Here is a 17,663-nt window from a genome sequence, read left to right as displayed (position 1 = left end):
ACTACGCGGTTGTCGCGCCCGCGATGACGGGTGCGTCGGGGTGCTTGCGAGTCACTTCCTTCGCCACTGTCACACACAGCGCCGCAATGACGGTGCCAATCAGCAGCGAAACGACAAACCAGATTAGGTTGCCGATCGCGAAGAAGACGAAGATGCCGCCGTGTGGTGCGCTGAGGGTGACGTCGGTTGCCATGATGAGCCCGCCCGTCACCGCGCCGCCGACCATCATCGACGGCAGCACGCGAAACGGGTCGGCGGCGGCGAAGGGGATCGCGCCTTCGGAAATGAAGGACGCGCCCAAAAGCCATGCGGCGACGCCATTTTCGCGTTCAGATGGGGTGTAGAGCTTGGGGCGCAGCGTCGTTGACAGTGCCATCGCCAGTGGCGGCACCATGCCAGCGGCCATGACGGCGGCCATCACCCGCAGCGAGGCGTTGTCGTTGATATTGAGGCCAGCGACCGCGAACGCGTACGCCGCCTTGTTCACTGGGCCGCCGAGGTCGAAGCACATCATCACGCCGAGGATCACGCCGAGCGCGATCGCTGAGGTGCCGGTGAGGCTGTTGAGCCAGTTCGTGAGGCCTGAGGTGGCGGCGGCGAGCGGTTTGCCGAGCAGGATGAACATCAGCGCGCCGACGATCAGCGAGGCGAGCAGCGGGATAATCACCACTGGCATCAGGCCGCGCGCCCACGTTGGCACCGGAATGCGACCAACCCAGAGCGCCGCGAAACCGGCGACAAGGCCACCGACCAAGCCGCCGAGGAAGCCAGCGCCGACGAAGACCGCGATCGCGCCCGCAGTGAAACCTGGTGCGAGACCGGGCCTGTCGGCTATCGCGAACGCGATATACCCAGCGAGTGCGGGGACGAGGAAACTGAAGGCGAGCGAACCTATTTCGAAGAGGACCGCGCCGAGGTAGGTGCCAAGGCCGCCTGCGGGGAGGTCGGTGATCGAATTGTCGAGCACGATCGTTTTCGCGTTCTCGCTGATTTCGTAGCCGCCGAGCAGGAAGCTCAACGCGATCAGCAGGCCGCCGGCGGCTACGAATGGAATCATGTAGCTGACGCCAGTAAGCAGGATTTGCCGCAGTCGCGTGCCCCAGCCGATGCCCTTGGTCGACGTGTCCGCAGCTGTCGGGGTCGCACCGCCCACTCGTGGTGCGTTCGGATTGTGCGCTGCCGCAATAGCTTCCGCGACCATCACGCCGGGTTCGTTAATCGCGCGTTTAACGCCGGACTCCACAACGGGCTTCCCGGCGAATCGCGCCTTGTCCTTGACACCGACGTCGGTCGCGAAGATCACCGCTTCGGCAGCGGCGATGGTTTCGGGACTGAGTTTGGTGCCCCCACTTGACCCTTGGGTCTCGACAACAACCCGCACCCCGTCGCGCTCACCGGCGGCGACGAGGGAATCGGCGGCCATGTAGGTGTGCGCAATCCCGGTGGGACAGGCGGTAACCGCGACAATCAGCGGTTCCTTGTCGCCGCCGGATGCGTCCGCGCTCGCCGATTCGTCGTTGGGGGAATCGGCGCCGCCCGCACCGGCCGCACCGGCCGCGCCGACAGCACCGGTCGTGCCCGCTGAGCCAGCCGCGCCCGCCTGACCATCCTGGCCGGCTGAGCCACCTGCGCCGCCCGGGCTGGCCGCGCCCGCAGCACTGGCCGCGCCCGCGACACCGCCCGCGCCTGGCGAGCTTGCCGAGCCCGCTGAACCGGCTGCACCCGCTGCACCAGTTGCGCCTGCTGAACCCGCCGCAGCGCCGGACGCGCCCGCTGCTCCCGTACCCGCCGCGCCCGCGCTAGGCGGGTTGACCACCCCATCAACCAGTGCGACGACTTCCTCCTTCGTCCCCGCCGCGCGCAAATCGGCGACGAAAGCCGGGCGCACCAACGCGCGGGCCAGTGAGGACAGGAGTTTCATGTGTTCCGCGCCAGCGCCTTCCGGGGCGGCGATGAGGAAAACCAAGTCGGCGGGGCCGTCGGGTGCGCCGAAGTCGACCGGGGGAGTCAGGCGCGCGAAGCACAGCGACGGTGTCACTACCGCTGCCGATCGACAGTGCGGGATCGCGAGGCCGCCGGGCAGGCCCGTCGCGGATTGTCCTTCGCGGGTGAGCGCGGCTTCGGCGACAGTCGCGGCGTTGGTCGCGCGACCGTTCGCGGCGAGCAGGTCGGCGAGTGCGGTGATGACCGACTGTTTGTCGCCGCCGAAGTCGACATCGAGCGCGACCAGCGCGGGAGTAATGATCGGTTCGGTCATGATTGCTTCCTTCGCGAGTGGGAACAACGACAGGCGAGCAGCGACTACGTCCCGGGCGATACTCCAAGCGGAACAGCGCGCACATCATCAAGGCGAACCTGGTCGGGCCCGGGCAACTCGGTGCCCGGCAGCGCCGTGGCCGCGCTCCCGTACGCGACGGCAGCGCGGAGTCGATCGGCAGGACTCGCACCCGCGACGTCGGCGAGCAGATACCCAGCCAGCGCGGAATCCCCGGCACCAACCGTGCTGCGCGCGACAATCCGCGGCGCACTCGCGAACCACGCCCCCTCGGCGTTGACCAGCACCGCCCCGGCCGCACCAAGCGTGGCGAGCACCGCGCCAAACCCGCGCTCGACGAGCCGTGCCGCGGCAGCGGCGACGAGGGCAGGATCAGAGTCGTCGGCAAGGTCAAGCCCACTGAGCTGAGCGAGCTCGGCGGTATTGGGCTTGACAAGATCAGGCAACACCGGCCCTGCGGCCATCGCAAGGAGGGGTACGTCAGAGGTGTCAACGGCAATTCGCACGCCCGCGCCTCGCATCGTCTGCCCGCTCGCGGCCGGGGCTGCCGCAGACAGCCCTAACTCATCGCCCAACCTCAAACCTCCGGCCGGGTCCCCGTCGGCCGCACCGAACCCGCCCGCCACCGCGCCTTCATCGGTTGCACCGAAACCGCTTGCCGCCGCGACCCCGCCCCTCAACGCCGACAACGTCGCAACCAGTTCCGCATACCAATCCGGTGGCGCACCAGGCGGCAGCGAGCCCGACAGCACAACCCAACTCGCGTCCGGTGCCAACTCGACAAGCACCGCCGTGAGTTCCGCGCGTTCGCGTCCATGCAGCGGGCGCCCCGGTTCGTTGATCTTGGTCGTCGTGCCGTCGGCCTCGGCGATCGTGAGGTTCACGCGCGGCTCGCCCGGTACCGGAACGGTTCGCAGCGGCAATTCGCCCACGCGCAACGCGCTAACAACGGGATCGTCGACCCCACCAGGCAGGACCGCGACAACAGCTTGGCCCGCGGCGGCGATCACCCGCGCGACGTTGACGCCCTTGCCGCCGGGGTAGGAAACAACGCTGGTAGCGCGCATTACCGCGCCGCGCTCAAGTGGCTCATCGAGCGTGACCGTGCGGTCGACGCTGGGGTTCGCGGTGAACGTGACGATCATGCGAGCACCACCTCTTGAGCCGACACCCCGCTAAGGATTACTTCCAAAGTGTAGTGAGTGGCGTCACATTTCAGCGGGAAGTCGTCAGTCGAAACCCAAATCCGCCGTGAGCGGGTCGCCGAGCGCACCTTCAGCAGCACGTAGTCGGTCGGTGACCGAGGTGAGCAAGTCCATCGATTCCTCCGACAGACCTAAGGCGAGCTGGGTGAGATACCGGATTTTGGCGCAGCTAATCCGCTCGGCTAGCGAGGCATCTGGATCGGCGGGTGCGGCCGAGTGTTCGAATTGTTCGACGACGGTCACGACAGGCGCTCTCAATCTTCCTACTTTCGAGTATGACGCACCTTACATCTACCCTCGGCCCCGTGACCGGCACCTGCCGTGGGAAAGTGCAGCAATGAGTCAGTTCGCCGACTATCAGAACGAGATCTACCTAGCCGCGCTCGGTGGAAATCTGCCCGAATTCCCCATGGATTACGCGACGTTGGAGCGCAAAGCCACCGCTTCGCTGCCTGAAACCCTGCTCGACTACATCGCGGGCGGTGCTGGCGACGAGCTCACGCAACGTCGCAATGCCGAAGCGTTCGCGGACTGGGGTCTCGTTCCCCGCATGTTCGTCGGCGCGACTGAACGCGACCTCACCGTCGAAGCGTTCGGCAAAACCTTCGCGAGCCCGCTGTTCATGGCACCGGTCGGTGTGATCGGGCTCGTCGGCGAAAATGGCCACGGCGACATCGCCGTCGCGAAAGCGTCCGCGCAAACCGGCGTGCCCGCGATGTATTCGACACTGATGGAAGACCCGCTCGAAGACGTGCGTCCGCACGCGGGCGACACCCCGTCGTTCTTCCAGCTCTACACGCCGAAGAATCGCGAACTTGCCGAAAGCCTCGTGCGGCGCGCCGAGGCCGCCGGGTACGCGGGCATCACGGTGACCCTCGATACGTGGGTGCCGGGGTGGCGGCCGCGCGACCTGGCGAGCGGCAACTTCCCGCAGTTGCGCGGGCACGTGTTGCGCAACTACACCAGCGACCCGGTGTTCAAGGCGATGGTCGGTTCCGATGACCCGAAACTGATTGTCCTGCACTGGATCGCGACGTTCGGCCACTCGCTGACCTGGGACGACCTCACCTGGCTGCGCTCGCTGACCGACCTGCCGATCATCCTCAAGGGCATCTCCCACCCCGACGACGCGCGCAAGGCGATCGACTTCGGCGCAAACGGGATTTACGTGTCGAACCACGGCGGACGCCAGGCCAACGGCGGCTTGAGCGCGCTGGAGACGCTGCCCAAGGTGGTCGAAGCCGTCAACGACGCGGTGCCTGTCCTTTTCGACTCGGGCGTGCGCTCGGGTGCCGACGTGGTCAAGGCGATTGGGCTCGGCGCGACGATGGTTGGCCTTGGCCGACCGTACGTGTACGCGCTCGCCCTCGGCGGCGTTCGCGGCCTCGTGCACCTGCTGCGCGGTTACCTCGCCGAAGCCGACCTGCTGCTCGCGGTGAACGGCTACCCGAACGCCGACGCCGTGCGCGCGAACACGGTGCCGTCCACCTTTGGAAACGCGTCGCGCTGAGCGTGAACTAGTCTGCGCGGTAACTAGATTCGGCCCGAGGCATTCGGCTCGGGCCGAACTTGTCGGTGGGGTAGTGCATCATCGTTGCCACTACCGCACGCCACGCAACGCACGAACCCCGGAGTCCACGATGTCCTCGCCGAGCACTAAGCCCCGCCGATCAGCCAAGCCCGTCCTTTCCGACGACGACCTCGCCCATCTCGCGCGCGAATTAGCCGAGGGTAGGTCGCCGATGGTGTGGTTCACCGCCGCCGCGGTGGGGGTTGCCGAGGGCAAGTCGGGCAAGCTGCTCGCGCTTGGGGATCCGGCCGATGGCGATTTTTTGCAGGTGCGGCCAACCGGGTCGAAGGATGAGCTGTGGTTGGGCCCGAGCGAGATCACCCTCATCAAGCCAGCCAAACCGGTCCCCGCGCCCGCACCAAAGCCCGCTGTGAAAACCGTTGCGGGCGAACCGCTTCCCGAGTCCGTCATTCGAAAGGAACCGCCGGTGACCGAGCCTGTGGCCAAGCCCGTGTCCAATGGAACCCCGCAGCCCGCGCCCGAGGCGGCCAAGCCAGCCGCGCCGCGTCCGGTCAAGGCTCCCGCCGCGCGTAAGACCAAGACGCCCGAGGTCACCGTCACGCTGTCGGGTACTGCCGAAGGTGAATGGACCGTCGATGTCGTGAACGGCAAGAAGCGCAGCGTGCGTGGTGTCGCGGTGAGCAGTGGCGCGGTCGCGCAAGCGGCGCAACTGCTGCACCCCGAGGTCGCCGAGGTGGTCGACGGCGTGCTCGAAGCGGTGCGCGTCGCCCAACAGGCGAAAGTCGAAGCGCTGCAAGCGGAGTTAGAGGCAGCGCGCCAGCTGCTGGCCGAGCTGGGGTAATCGCCGAGCTACACGGCGGTGCTGCTCGGGTCGACGGCGGCAATCACGCGTCGGCGGCGTGGTCGGTGGTGCTCGTCGTGCACCGCAAGCCCAAGCCCGAACTCCTTCGCGTGATACATCGCCGCGTCCGCGTCGCGTAGCAGCGCGTACACGGTTGCTTCGCCGGTGTGCGCGGAAGCCAGCCGGGCCCCGGTTGTCGCGATGCCGATGCTCGCGGTGATGGGCAGTTCGCCGCAACTCAGGTCGAAGGGGCGGATGAACGCGCCGAGGAGCTGTTGGGCGAGGGCGTGCGCGTCGGCGCGACCACGCGCGCAGAGCACAACAAACTCGTCGCCGCCGTAGCGCGCGGTCACGTCGCTGTCGCGGGTGGCGTCGGTGATGCGGCAGGCGACGGCCGCGATCAGTTCGTCGCCGACGGCGTGGCCGTAACTGTCGTTGACTCGTTTGAAGTCGTCGAGGTCAATGAACAACAGGCTCAACGGTTTTCCCGTCCATTCGCCGCGATGAACTTGGGGAGCACGCAGGAGCGCGGCACGGTTGAGTAGGCCGGTGAGTTGGTCGTGGTCGGCTTGATATTGCGCGCGACGTTCACTGCGTGCGCTGCGAGCGATGGCATGTTCGCTGCGCACGAGCACGCCAACAAGCAGCAGCGTCAGCAGACCGCACACGACGATGCGGTCGGCAGGGCCAGGGTTGGTGCCAACCACGCTCACCAGCGAGGCGGCGACCAGCGCCACCGCGATGGCCCCGGCCCTCCTGCGCGCGCGATGCGGTTGCACGTCGGCGGAGTTGCCAAGGTCGACCATCGTCGGGTGCAGCGCCGCAATGCCCGCGAGCAGAATCGCGAACTGACGCGCGATGGGCGCGATTTCGACTGCGGCCCAGCCAAATCCGGCCGCGGCACCACTTTCGAAGAGCCCGCCGATCAGTGCGGCAAGCAAGGCCACCTGCAAAACGCGCAGCGCCTTCTCGGATCGCGCTGCCGTTGCCATCGTGTGCGCGAGCAGCGTGAGCAGCAGCGCGTCGACGACGGGGAAACAGGCGGCGAGCAGGGCGTCTAGCCCGTTCCCGTGTCGAAAAATGGGCGAGATGAGGAAGATCCATGCCGCAAGCAGCGCGCTCGATCCGATCATCGTTGAGTCGAGCAGCAGATCGCGACCAACGCGACGCGGCCGCACCCAGCTGAGCGCGGCTAATCCGATGAGCGCGTAACCGGCTAAGGCGAAGAGTGCGTCGAGCGGCTTACTGACCGTCATCCCGATGGCGAACGCGACGAAACCTGCGGCAAGTTGATACCACGGCAACCGATGTGCTGGCCGATAGCTGTGCAGGCCAATCCCGATGAGCGACAAGCTAATTGCGACGATCGCGATGAGTAATCCGAGGGTGACGGCACGGCTGTGGAACAGCGGTGCGAGCGCGATGCCAGCTGCGACGACCCCTAGGGCACTGGCGAACCAGCGCGGTCGATTTCTGACCATCATTATCAGCCCCCTCGATCAGCACGCGACAAGCGTCGATCGAACGTGAGGCCGTGAATTCTTCGCGCATCGGCTTCGAGGAGCACCGAGTGTCGTTGTCCGAGCAGAATTCCCGGCCGGCGGGCGCCGACGCTCAAAACTTGACAACCACTTCGATGATGACACGTTTTGGCGGTGACTGTCGGAAGAAATCGGGGACCGACCGAGCAGTTGGTAGCTGCTCGGTCGATCTGTCGGTTTCGGCTAGTCGACGGCGCGGGCGCTAAGGCCGATCGCGGTGTCGATGAGCAGGAACGCGACCAGCGGAATTCCGATCAACGGGGCGAACCAGCCGACGACGAGCGTGGCAGTGACCAGCGGGATCACCACCACGAGCGAGGTTTTGCGCAGCGCGCCACGTCGAGGTGCGGAACCGAAACGCGCTGTTGCCGATTCGCGTTCAGGTCGCCGTTGCCACCACATCACGTAGCCGAGGACGAGCACCGCGAGCAGGCCGAGCATCGCGGCCGTCAACAGCAGTTGATTCGGCAGCCCGAAGAGCAGGCCCATGTGGAAGGCGATGCCCCAGTTGGTGAGCTTGGCCATGAGCGGCCATTCGGCGTAGGGGAGCGTGGCGACAACCGCGCCGGTCGTGCCGTCAACGGCGACAGCGTCGATCGCGTACGTACCCGACCTGCGCTGTTCCTTCACGACGAAGGCTTTGGTCGCGGTCGCGGGAATCGTGATTTCGGCGGCGCGGTCGATGCCGTTCGCGCGTGCGGTCGCGTAGACGCGGTCAAGTTCGCTGATGTGCGCCGCCGCGTCGGAGCTTGCTGGGGCGGTGCTGGCGTGGTGGTCGGATGTGGGCGCGGCACTTGGCTTTTCTCCGGGCAGCGTCGACGGCACGCTTGGCGTCGTCCAGCTCATTTCCTCGCGCAATTTCGTGACGTTCTCGCCCGCGTAGGTCGACCAGGTCATGCCGGTTGCCGAAAGCAGAACCGCGATCGGCAGGACCCAGAAACCAATGACCGCATGCCAGGTGAGGTTTCGTCGCTTGGTGTTGCTCAGGTCGGGCGCGGCCAACCAGGCGACGCTGTTGCGCTTCGCGCGTTTACGCACGCGCGAAATCCACAGGATGAGGCCGAAGCCAACGATCACCCACAACCACGACGCTGCCGCCTCGCTGTAAAGGCGACCGGGTTCGCCCAGGTGCAGACTGCGATGCAATTCGCTCAACCACGCGCGCATCGGCAGGGCGCCGCTGCTGCCGTAGACGACGGATTCGCCGACCGGAAGCGCGGTGTGCGGGTCGACGAACACCGCGAGCCGTTCGGATTCGCCGAGCGTGGGGTCGACGAAGAGGACGCGCGTGGTTTCGTTGTCGACCGCTGGCGCGACGGCGACCAGGTTGAGGTCAGGTTTGGTGGCGACGGCGGCGCTCACCTGCTCGGCGAGCGGTCGCGTTGGTCCTGTTGTTTCGACACGAAGGAGGTCGGCGGAAAGGACGTTTTCGATGGTCGGCGCAATCGCGTACAGCGCGCCGGTGAGAGCGGCGATCAGGAGGAAAGGAGCGACGAAGATGCCTGCGAAGAAATGCAGGCGTTGGGCAAGTGGGTAGAGGTTGCGGCGACGAGTGCTGCCGCGTCGGGGCGGGGTCGCGTCAGTTCCGGATGCGGGCGCGACAATGTCGATGATGCTCAAGGCAGGTTTCATTCCTGAAGGTGGAGGAGACATGGGAGCGCGAGAGTGACCGGCGTACGCGCAGGCGCGTACCCGGCTCGAAGCACCTCAGTGCATCCCAGGTGAGGGAATCAGTAAGAAACCAGTGCCGGTGGGCCGCGCGACGGGAGTGGAGCCGCGACCAGCACACGCAGGATCGCGCGCGTGCGGTAAGTCAGGCGAAGGGGCAGCGGGTCGGGGATGCGCGGTGGGCGGTAGCGGGAAGGCAGAACGCGAACCAATGCCGTGACGACCGCGCGGTAAGCGACGGTAACGCCACTGATCAATACGGCAGCGACAGCCGCGGCCGCCGCGTGCGCAAGGCTCATCGCCAAGCCCGGCGACGCGCTCGCATGATGGTGTGCCGACGAAGTCCAGTTCATTGTTGTGTGCCCAAGCAGCTGTCCGCCGAGCAGCACGGCAGCGAGCCCCGTTCGCCCACTGAGCAGGTCGAATCCCGAAACCACCGCCCCAACGAGCGCGGCGACAGCGGCGAGCAACACAACAGTGGTCCCGCTCGGCAGCACCCCACCGGCGACCAGCCCGTGCGCGCCAAGCGCGAGCGCCCCCGACATCGAGGCCGCACACGCACCGCGCACCCGCGCCCCAAGGGCGTGCGGGTGCGCGGCGGCGCCGAACTCGATGGTCACAGCGCAGATATTAACCAGCGCCTACGACACGTTCGCGCTGGGCATTGCGGCCGTCTAGGCGGTCGGCACGTCCATCTCGATCAACGGCTTACGCAGCAACTTGCCGGTCGCATTGCGCGGCAGTTCATCAACAAAGATCACCTCACGCGGCACCTTGTACCGGGCAAGGTTCTCGCGCACGAACTCCTTGATTTCCCGGGCGTCGCGAGCCGACTCCGGGCCAGGAACGACCACCGCGCGCAGGCGCTTGCCGTATTCGCGGTCGTCGACGCCAACGACGGCGGCTTCGAACACGTCAGCGCGACCGGCGATCAGGTTCTCCACCTCAAGCGGGAACACGTTCTCGCCGCCGGAAACGATCATGTCGTCGTCGCGGCCGTCAACGAAAAGCAGCCCGTCTTCATCGAGGTGACCAACATCGCCTGACGACATCAGGTTGCCGACCATTTCTTTATTGCGCCCGTCGGTGTACCCGCTGAACGCGAACCCGTTGTCGACGAAGATCGTGCCGGTGGTGTGCGGTGTGGTGACCGGTTTGCGGTCGGCGTCGAGCAGCGCGATCCGGATGCCGATGGGTGGCTTGCCCGCTGTCGTCGGTGCTTTGCGCAGGTCAGCGGGGGTCGCGACGGTCATTACGGCGCACTCGGTCGACCCGTACAGGTTGTAGAGCGAATCGCCGAAGTAGTCGAGCGCGCGCGTGACCACGTCCGGCGGGATCGCCGAACCGGCGGCGAAAATAACCTTGATCGTCGTCGGGTCGTACTTGGCGAGGATCGCTTCGTCGAGGTCGAGGATGCGTTGCAGCATCGTCGGCACAACGATCAGCGAATCCGCTTGGTAGCGAACAATATTGGCGAGCGTGCGCTCCGGGTCGAAGCGGCGCTGCTGGAAAACAACGCGGTTACCGAGCGCGATGCCAAGCGTGAACTGCGAAAGTCCGGTGCCGTGGAAAATCGGAGCGGCCATAACCATCGTGCCGTTGTTGGGCAGCGGGACACGGTCGACGAATTGTGCCGAAACGAACGGGCTCACCTTGTCGCGCGGCGCGCCCTTCGGGGTGCCGGTGGTTCCGCTGGTCAGGATGATCATCCCGCCCGGCTTCTTGGGGCTGGCCAGCGCGGTCACGCCGCGACCCGACGACAGCGACTCGACGGTCGGGATCGACGCGTCGACGTTGTCGGCTTCGTCGACCCAGGTGAGCACGCGCGGAATCTCCGCCGGAATCGCGCTCATCAGGTCGGTGAATTCGCTGTCGTGCAGGACGACCTTCACCTTTTCGCGCGCGGCGACGTCGGCGAATTGCGGTTTCGCGAACCCGGTGTTCATCAGCACAGCGCGCACGCCGAGCTTGCCAGCGGCAAGCATGCTCAACACCATGCCGCGATGGTCGCGGGCAAGGATCGCGATCACGTCGCCCTCGTTGACCCCCGATGCGCGCAGGCCGCGCGCGAACGCGTTGGACTGTTCGTCGAGTTCGCGGAAGGTGAGTTCGCCGCGTTCGTCAACAATCGCCGGCGAATCAGGTCGACTTTGCGCCGCGTGCATCACGACGCCAGCGAAGGGACCGAACTTGGCGATATGGAGGTACGAGCGTGCGGCGTGGTCGAGGCGCAACGGGTTGAACAACTTGCGGTCGACCATGACCTTGACCCCGCGCGCGAAGTCTCCCGCGCGTTGAGCCGGGCCGGTTAGCGCGGGCAGAGACAGTGACATCGAAGAGCCTTTCGGGCAGACCGATCCCACGACGACCGCGAAACCGGACCGCTTCATCGAGATCCAGTGCTACTGCTAACTCTAGCAAGCATGCGCGAATGAATGTGACCCCGATCGCATGCCAAGGATCGTCCTGTGCCCGTTCACGACCTGACCGGGCTCAGCGTTGGGCGCACGCCAAAGCCACAAGTAACGGCACAACGCGACCTTCCGGCACCTCGAACCGGCCAAGTCCCGCGGTGTGGAGCCAGCCGACGGCGGCGAGGTCGCGCAGGTGTTGATAGATCTCCGGCGATGTGCCGAGTTCGCTGATCGCGGCGAGGTCGGCGGCAGTGCGACGGCCATTGAGGATTTCGCGCAACAAGCGCAGTCTGCTCGGATTACTCAGTGCGGCAAGACAATTGGCGGTCTCGGTCCATTCGGTCCAGTCGTCGCCAACGATCGCGTCGAGTTCGAATTCAGCTTGCCAATCGAACTGTTCGCCCGTCGGTAACTTCAACGCGCCAACGAGTTGCACGCCACCATTGCGCACGCCTTCCGCCGAAAATTCGTTCCACAGTCGCTCGGCGGCCCAGCGTCGATCGACTACATCGGTTTCCTCTAGCGCGGTGACCCGCGCCTCCAAAGCTTCGAGTCGGGCCTCAAGATCCACCGAACCAACCTACGTCACGCGCGAATGGTGATCGGCGTGAACGCGACACACCCCGGCGACCGAGGGCCACCGGGGTGTGTCGTCGAACGAAGGGTTAGCGCGAGACCGCGCCGAACGACGGCTGCTGGATGGTGCCCTTCTGGTAGGCGAACCCGTCCGGGTGCGCGTCGTCCACCGGGACCGACCAACGGTGCCACAGGCTGCCGTACACGGCGGCGACGATCAGGCCGTTGCCGGTGTTGAGCGGGGCGGTGCGGATAGTGGTGTCGACAGGAATGTCGAGATGCTCGTTGAGGACATTGGTTCCGCTCTGACCGGTGTTGAGGTTGAGCCAGATCACCTCAAGCTTCGCGCCAGCCTGGTTCGGCGCGATCGTGCCGGGGCCGCCGAAGAAGCCGAAACGGAACCCGTCGATGTCGAGCGCGATGCCCGAACCGTAAACACCTGGGCCCTGGCCATTTTGGCCGATGTCGGAGGTGGCCGGGATCTGGAACGGTTGCGCGGGCAGCGCGACCGGGATGGCGCCATTGGCCGCGATCTGGTTGAGCGCGGCTTCGGCTTCTGGATTGCCCGCCGCAGGACTGCGCAGACCTTGCACGGCCTGGGCGACGTCGACCGTCGCGGGCTGTTCAGTCGGGTCGGCGACCGCCGGGCCAGCGAAAATAACGGCGACAGCCGCTGACGTTGCCGCGATCGCGGTGGTGAGACGACGGGGGAAACTCAGTTGACGCATAACCAGCTCTCCTTGAGGTCCTGGTACAGCACTCTGTTTCGTGGAATTCAACGGTGGAATTCGTTCCGCTTGTCGCACGGTAATCGACCAGGGTGTCAGAAAGATCACTGGGTTGGGCTCACGGCAGATGCGCGATGGGCACCTTGTATCCGCGATACAACTCGGGGGCGGCGGTGAGCACCGGCATATCGAGATTTTGGGCGGTGAAGATCACCGGCGCGATAAGTGGCCATTCCGTGTGATCGTCAGCGACGGGAACCGTTGTGCCAGTGCGAATAGCGGTTGCCGCATCGAGTTCGGCCCAGCGCACCGCGACGCGGTTATCAAGAAGGCGACCTAATTCGTCGATATTGTCGACCGCGCGCATCGCGGCCATCAGACTGACCGTCGGCACCACCATAATTCGGCGTTGCTGAGTGAATTGGCGCATGAAAACCTGCCCGAACAGGGGCGATCGCGCCAACGAGGTAAGTGCGGTGTGATCGGCTACGCTCACCGGCTGCTCACGCCGGAACCATCAATCGCTGCCATGACCTCGCGCAATGCCGCCTCGGCGTCGGCGACTTCGGCTTCGGAATGCTTGCGGATGCCAGCATCGAGGCGACCGAGGATCTGCTCGCGCAGGTCGTCGTTGAAATAGGCGGGCGGCAACGCCCCATGCCGCAACACTTCCGCTGGGACCACCGCGACCAACTCCTTGCCCTCCCGAGTGACGATCACCGGGCGTCCGCTCGCGGAAACCCTGTCAAAAACACTACCGAGCTGGCCCCGCAATTCGGTGAGCGGCACGGATTCATAATCAGCCATAGCCAACTGTACACCCGGGTGTACATCCCGGCGCTGAGATTCGCGTACCTCGAAGCCGGCATCACCCAGCTCGCCAAGGATTACGGCTCGCTCGACGCCTACCTGCGCACTGGTCTTGGCCTGTCCGATGCGACGATCACCGCGTTGCGCACCAAGCTCGTCGGCTGACCCGCGCGTAGTCGGGCGCGTTCGGCTTGGCTCCTAGCCGAGGTGGTCGCGCCCGACTACGATGGGCATTCGTGTGACGTGCGACAGCCCATTCGATCGGCGACGAGCGGAGTTCGGTGCATGAGCGGAATGCAGTTCGGGATTTTCACCGTCGGCGATCTGACGCCCGACCCCGTTAGTGGCAAAACACCAACCGAACACGAGCGCATCGCGGCTACCGTCCGCATCGCCGAGAAGTGCGACGAGGTTGGTCTCGACGTCTTCGCCACTGGCGAGCACCACAATCCGCCGTTCGTGCCGTCGTCGCCAACCACGCTGCTCGGCTTCATCGCCGCGCGCACCAAGAATCTGTTGCTTTCCACGTCGACCACGCTGATCACGACCAATGATCCGGTGAAAATCGCCGAGGATTTCAGCGTCCTGCAACATTTGTGCGAGGGCCGCGTCGACATCATGCTTGGGCGCGGCAACACCGGTCCGGTTTATCCGTGGTTCGGCAAAGACATTCGCGCCGCCGTGCAGCTCACGGTCGAAAATTACGAACTGCTGCGCGCGCTGTGGGATGAGGAAGTTGTCGACTGGCAGGGCAAATACCGCACGCCGCTGCAAGGATTCACGCTCGCGCCCGCGCCGATGGACGGGGTGCCGCCGTATGTGTGGCACGCGTCGATTCGCACGCCCGAAATCGCGGAATTGGCCGCCTATTACGGTGACGGGTTTTTCGCCAACCACATCTTCTGGCCGTCGGAACACACCGAGCGCATGGTTGGCCTCTACCGAAAGCGGTTCGCGCACTACGGGCATGGCACGCCCGAACAGGCCATTGTTGGCATCGGCGGCCAGGTTTTCATCCGGCCCAATAGCCAAGACGCGATTAAGGAATTTCGCCCCTACTTCGACAACGCGCCGGTCTATGGGCACGGGCCGTCGCTTGAAGAATTCATGGCGCAAACACCGCTCACTGTTGGTTCGCCGCAGGAAGTCATCGACCGCACGCTCGGATTCCGCGGCTACGTCGGCAATTACCAGCGGCAACTATTCCTCGTCGACCATGCTGGGCTGCCGGTGGAAACCGTGCTTGAGCAAATCGAATTGCTTGGCACCGAGGTAGTTCCGGTGCTGCGCAAGGAATTCGCGATTGGGCGTCCCGCCGACGTGCCTGACGCGCCGACGCATAAGTCGCTTGTCGCGAAGAAGGAAATGGTCGACGCGGAGTTCGCCGCTGCGGCTGCCGAAGGCGCGGAGGGCGACGCATGACCAAGACGATTGCCGTTGTCAGCGGCGGGTTGCGTGAACCGTCGTCAACGCGCCTGCTCGCTGACCGGCTCGCCGCCGCTGTCGACGCCGATCTCGACGATGAGGTGAAATTCGAATTCGTCGACCTGCGCAAATATGGTCGCGCGATTATGGATGCGATGCTGACCGGCTTTCCGTCGACGGAATTGCAGGAAGTGTTCGACACCGTCGCCAACGCCGATGGGCTGATCGCCGTCACGCCCGCGTTCAACGCTTCCTTCAGTGGGCTTTTCAAGATGTTCTTCGACGTGCTGCCCGAGGAATCGCTTGCCGATATGCCGGTCCTCATCGCGGCTACTGGCGGCAGCGATCGGCACTCGCTCGTGCTGGAACACGCACTGCGCCCGATGTTTTCCTACCTCCACGCGATCATCGCGCCCACCGGGGTGTACGCCGCGACCGACGACTTCGGCGCGTACGAGGCCGGGGGATTGAAGGCGCGCATCGACAAGGCGGCAGCCGATTTCACCCGGATGCTCACCTCCTGTGGGAAGCGCCGAAAACGCGACGCGTTCACCGACGATCTCGACGCGATGACCCGATTGCTGAATGGACCCGCCCGCGATAAGCCGAGAAAGTGAGCCCATCATGTCTGATCGCCTAACTCCTGACGACGCGGTTTGGCCGTCGTTGCTCGTTGATTCATGGACCGATACGCGCGAAACTCTGCACATGATGACCCAGATCGTCGGCAAGATTCAACTGGGCAGCACCACGTTGGTTAACCAGTGGTGGAACGTGGCTTTTGAGGTGAGCGCGCGCGGGCTACGCACCAACACCATGCACTCGGCTGGGCGTGCGTTCGACGCGGAATTCGACTTCATCGCAAGCGAATTGGTGTTCCGAACTTCCGATGGCGGGCTGCAGAAGGTTGAGTTGAAGCCGCGCTCCATCGCTGATTTCTATGGTGCGGTCCAGGATGCGCTCGGTCAGATCGAGGTCTACGTCGATATTCAGGCCGCGCCGAACGAGGTCGAGAACCCGATCCCGTTCGCCCAAGACACCACGCATAAGGCATACGACGCCGACGCGGTGAACATCTTCTGGAAGCAGCTCATCAATGCTAACCGGGTGCTTGAGTACTGGCGCGCGGGCTTTGGTGGCAAGAGCAGCGACCCGCAATTGTGGTGGGGCGGACTGGATTTGGCGACAACCCGCTTCTCGGGTCGCCCGGCCCCGCTGCACCCGAAGGGCGCACCGCACTGCCCCGACTGGGTCAACATCGAGGCATACGACCGCGAATGCATGAGCGGCGGCTTTTGGCCGGGCGGCAGCGGCGAGGGCGTGTTCTACGCCTACGCGTACCCGGAACCCAAGGGTTACTCCGACCAGGCGGCGGGCGCGGGCCACTGGGACAAGGATTTGGGCGAATTCGTCCTCCCGTACGAGAAGGTAGCCACGTCCCCCGACCCGGACCGCACGGTGTTGGACTTCTTGGAGGCGACGTACCTTTCGGCCGCGAAACTGGCCGATTGGGACACCAAACTCCTAGACCTGAACCCCCGCCGCTTGTCGAAACAGATCACCTCAGCAGACCGCACCCGCATCTAGCACGCGAAATGAATTAGCTAGCGCCAGGAAGGTGGCGATGGTGATGGCGGCACGCGGTCGATTGCTCCCTCTGCTCGCGTTTTTCGGGATCCTGCTGTTGGCAGGATGCGGAAACGACAGCGGGGAACGAACGCCGCCGCCATCGCCGTCATCGTCGACTGCGTCGGCGTCGGCTATCGCGTCGTCGAGCGTCACGTCGACGCCCGAACCGACGACGTCCGAGCCTGCGGGTGCGTCGACCGTGCCGCCGACTACCGTCGCGCCAAGTCAACCTGGCGGTCAGCCGACGTTGCTCTCCTGTGCGGGCGGCACGGGGCAGTATTCGAATCAGACTTTGATCCCGAACGATCCGAATTGCTCGCAGCCGAGCTCGGAATTTTTGCGTTGCGATGCGAAGACGGGCGTTTACGGCGACCACACGGTGCCGAACGATCCTCGGTGCGGTGTCCCATTCCCGGGAGAGCCCACCAATCAGAACCCCGACCCCTACGGCCGTCCTTACGAATGCGTGCCGGGCACGGCGCAGTGCACGTACCCGGACGGCTCACAGGTCCCGGGTGCCGGTCGCTGCGGCACCCGGTGCGGCGAAGGACCCACGTCGGGCGAGGTTCAGCTGCAGCACTACTGCGAGCAAAACCCCGAAGCCCCCGAATGCGCCGGGCGCCAGTCGGCGAATTAGGGGTCCGATTCCGATCCAACCTGGTTGCGAATCAAGCGGATTCGAGTACCGGGCGTACTTCTACCGTTTCGGGGGTAGGGAGGGTTTGGGCCAAAGCTATTGCTTCCGCTCGGTCGGCCACATCAACGATGAACCAACCGCCCAATGTTTCGTCGGACGGGTGGGCCGGGGTGTCGGTCACGGTGGTTGAGCCATCGGGGTACGTGCGGACGGTTGCCGGAGCCGTGTGGTCGGTTTCTAATGCGTCGCCGCCAACCAACTTTCCCGCTGCGGCTAGGCCGCCGATCCATGACTCGTATTGCGCGCGGTAAGCGGCTCGGTCGGCCTGGATTTGGCGACAGGATTCGGGGGTTTCGAAGATCACGAGGGCGAATTTCATTGGG

The 17,663-nt window shown here is 65.2% G+C and carries 19 protein-coding genes; 6 read left to right on the top strand and 13 right to left on the bottom strand.

Going from position 1 to position 17,663, the window contains the following annotated elements:
* Position 1: 1 nt before the first annotated feature.
* The 3 genes from IEX78_RS07990 to IEX78_RS07980 form a co-directional block, all read right to left on the bottom strand.
* Positions 2-2,257, bottom strand: a complete 2,256-nt coding sequence (locus tag IEX78_RS07990) for a PTS fructose transporter subunit IIABC (protein ID WP_188828098.1) — start codon at positions 2,255-2,257, stop codon at positions 2-4.
* A gap of 44 nt (positions 2,258-2,301) precedes the next feature.
* On the bottom strand, positions 2,302-3,420 hold the full coding sequence (locus IEX78_RS07985; protein ID WP_188828097.1) for a 1-phosphofructokinase family hexose kinase: 1,119 nt from the start codon (positions 3,418-3,420) through the stop codon (positions 2,302-2,304).
* A gap of 84 nt (positions 3,421-3,504) precedes the next feature.
* A complete protein-coding gene (locus IEX78_RS07980) occupies positions 3,505-3,738 on the bottom strand; it encodes a hypothetical protein (RefSeq protein ID WP_188828096.1) in 234 nt (77 codons plus the stop codon).
* A 79-nt stretch (positions 3,739-3,817) separates the two neighbouring features.
* Here IEX78_RS07980 and IEX78_RS07975 point away from each other — a divergent pair, with 79 nt between their 5' ends.
* Positions 3,818-4,990: an alpha-hydroxy-acid oxidizing protein gene (locus tag IEX78_RS07975; RefSeq protein WP_188828095.1), complete on the top strand. Its 1,173-nt coding sequence runs from the start codon at positions 3,818-3,820 to the stop codon at positions 4,988-4,990.
* Between the two features lie 130 nt (positions 4,991-5,120).
* Entirely contained in the window at positions 5,121-5,852 is a 732-nt protein-coding gene (locus IEX78_RS07970) for a DUF6319 family protein (RefSeq protein ID WP_188828094.1), read from the top strand.
* Between the two features lie 8 nt (positions 5,853-5,860).
* Here the strand turns inward: IEX78_RS07970 and IEX78_RS07965 are convergent, their stop codons facing one another.
* From IEX78_RS07965 to IEX78_RS07930, 8 genes are all read right to left on the bottom strand, one after another.
* On the bottom strand, positions 5,861-7,336 hold the full coding sequence (locus IEX78_RS07965) for a GGDEF domain-containing protein (protein WP_188828093.1): 1,476 nt from the start codon (positions 7,334-7,336) through the stop codon (positions 5,861-5,863).
* A 240-nt stretch (positions 7,337-7,576) separates the two neighbouring features.
* Positions 7,577-9,013, bottom strand: coding sequence for a PepSY-associated TM helix domain-containing protein (locus IEX78_RS07960; protein WP_229683768.1), 1,437 nt, complete (start codon positions 9,011-9,013; stop codon positions 7,577-7,579).
* 110 nt (positions 9,014-9,123) lie between these two features.
* Positions 9,124-9,681 (bottom strand): hypothetical protein, encoded by a 558-nt coding sequence (locus tag IEX78_RS07955; RefSeq protein WP_188828091.1) that lies wholly within the window; start codon positions 9,679-9,681, stop codon positions 9,124-9,126.
* A 54-nt stretch (positions 9,682-9,735) separates the two neighbouring features.
* On the bottom strand, positions 9,736-11,394 hold the full coding sequence (locus IEX78_RS07950) for an acyl-CoA synthetase (RefSeq protein WP_188828090.1): 1,659 nt from the start codon (positions 11,392-11,394) through the stop codon (positions 9,736-9,738).
* A 160-nt stretch (positions 11,395-11,554) separates the two neighbouring features.
* Complete coding sequence (locus IEX78_RS07945) at positions 11,555-12,046, bottom strand: ArsR/SmtB family transcription factor (protein ID WP_188828089.1); 492 nt, start codon at positions 12,044-12,046, stop codon at positions 11,555-11,557.
* Positions 12,047-12,140: 94 nt separating this feature from the next.
* Entirely contained in the window at positions 12,141-12,779 is a 639-nt protein-coding gene (locus tag IEX78_RS07940) for a hypothetical protein (RefSeq protein ID WP_188828088.1), read from the bottom strand.
* A gap of 118 nt (positions 12,780-12,897) precedes the next feature.
* The gene (locus IEX78_RS07935) at positions 12,898-13,275 is read right to left on the bottom strand and encodes a PIN domain-containing protein (RefSeq protein WP_188828087.1); all 378 of its coding nucleotides are present in this window, start codon (positions 13,273-13,275) and stop codon (positions 12,898-12,900) included.
* Positions 13,272-13,586 (bottom strand): type II toxin-antitoxin system Phd/YefM family antitoxin, encoded by a 315-nt coding sequence (locus IEX78_RS07930; RefSeq protein WP_229683767.1) that lies wholly within the window; start codon positions 13,584-13,586, stop codon positions 13,272-13,274. The genes IEX78_RS07935 and IEX78_RS07930 overlap by 4 nt, the downstream gene beginning before the upstream one ends.
* Positions 13,587-13,604: 18 nt before the next feature.
* On the opposite strand from IEX78_RS07930, the gene IEX78_RS07925 reads away from it, so the two are divergent.
* The 4 genes from IEX78_RS07925 (at position 13,605) to IEX78_RS07910 (ending at position 16,601) form a co-directional block, all read left to right on the top strand.
* The gene (locus tag IEX78_RS07925; protein ID WP_229683766.1) at positions 13,605-13,754 is read left to right on the top strand and encodes a tyrosine-protein phosphatase; all 150 of its coding nucleotides are present in this window, start codon (positions 13,605-13,607) and stop codon (positions 13,752-13,754) included.
* Positions 13,755-13,883: 129 nt separating this feature from the next.
* Positions 13,884-15,011: an LLM class flavin-dependent oxidoreductase gene (locus IEX78_RS07920; protein ID WP_188828317.1), complete on the top strand. Its 1,128-nt coding sequence runs from the start codon at positions 13,884-13,886 to the stop codon at positions 15,009-15,011.
* Entirely contained in the window at positions 15,008-15,631 is a 624-nt protein-coding gene (locus IEX78_RS07915; protein ID WP_188828085.1) for a CE1759 family FMN reductase, read from the top strand. The genes IEX78_RS07920 and IEX78_RS07915 overlap by 4 nt, the downstream gene beginning before the upstream one ends.
* A 7-nt stretch (positions 15,632-15,638) precedes the next feature.
* On the top strand, positions 15,639-16,601 hold the full coding sequence (locus tag IEX78_RS07910) for a DUF5996 family protein (protein WP_188828084.1): 963 nt from the start codon (positions 15,639-15,641) through the stop codon (positions 16,599-16,601).
* On the opposite strand, the gene IEX78_RS07905 is transcribed toward IEX78_RS07910, so the two are convergent.
* Positions 16,578-16,796, bottom strand: a complete 219-nt coding sequence (locus IEX78_RS07905; RefSeq protein ID WP_188828083.1) for a hypothetical protein — start codon at positions 16,794-16,796, stop codon at positions 16,578-16,580. The genes IEX78_RS07910 and IEX78_RS07905 overlap by 24 nt on opposite strands.
* A 515-nt stretch (positions 16,797-17,311) precedes the next feature.
* Complete coding sequence (locus IEX78_RS07900) at positions 17,312-17,659, bottom strand: YciI family protein (protein WP_188828082.1); 348 nt, start codon at positions 17,657-17,659, stop codon at positions 17,312-17,314.
* Between the last annotated feature and the right edge of the window lie 4 nt (positions 17,660-17,663).

This window comes from Nocardia camponoti, assembly GCF_014646135.1.
GTDB classification, from domain to species: domain Bacteria; phylum Actinomycetota; class Actinomycetes; order Mycobacteriales; family Mycobacteriaceae; genus Nocardia; species Nocardia camponoti.
This window is presented reverse-complemented; position numbering and strand designations above follow the sequence as displayed.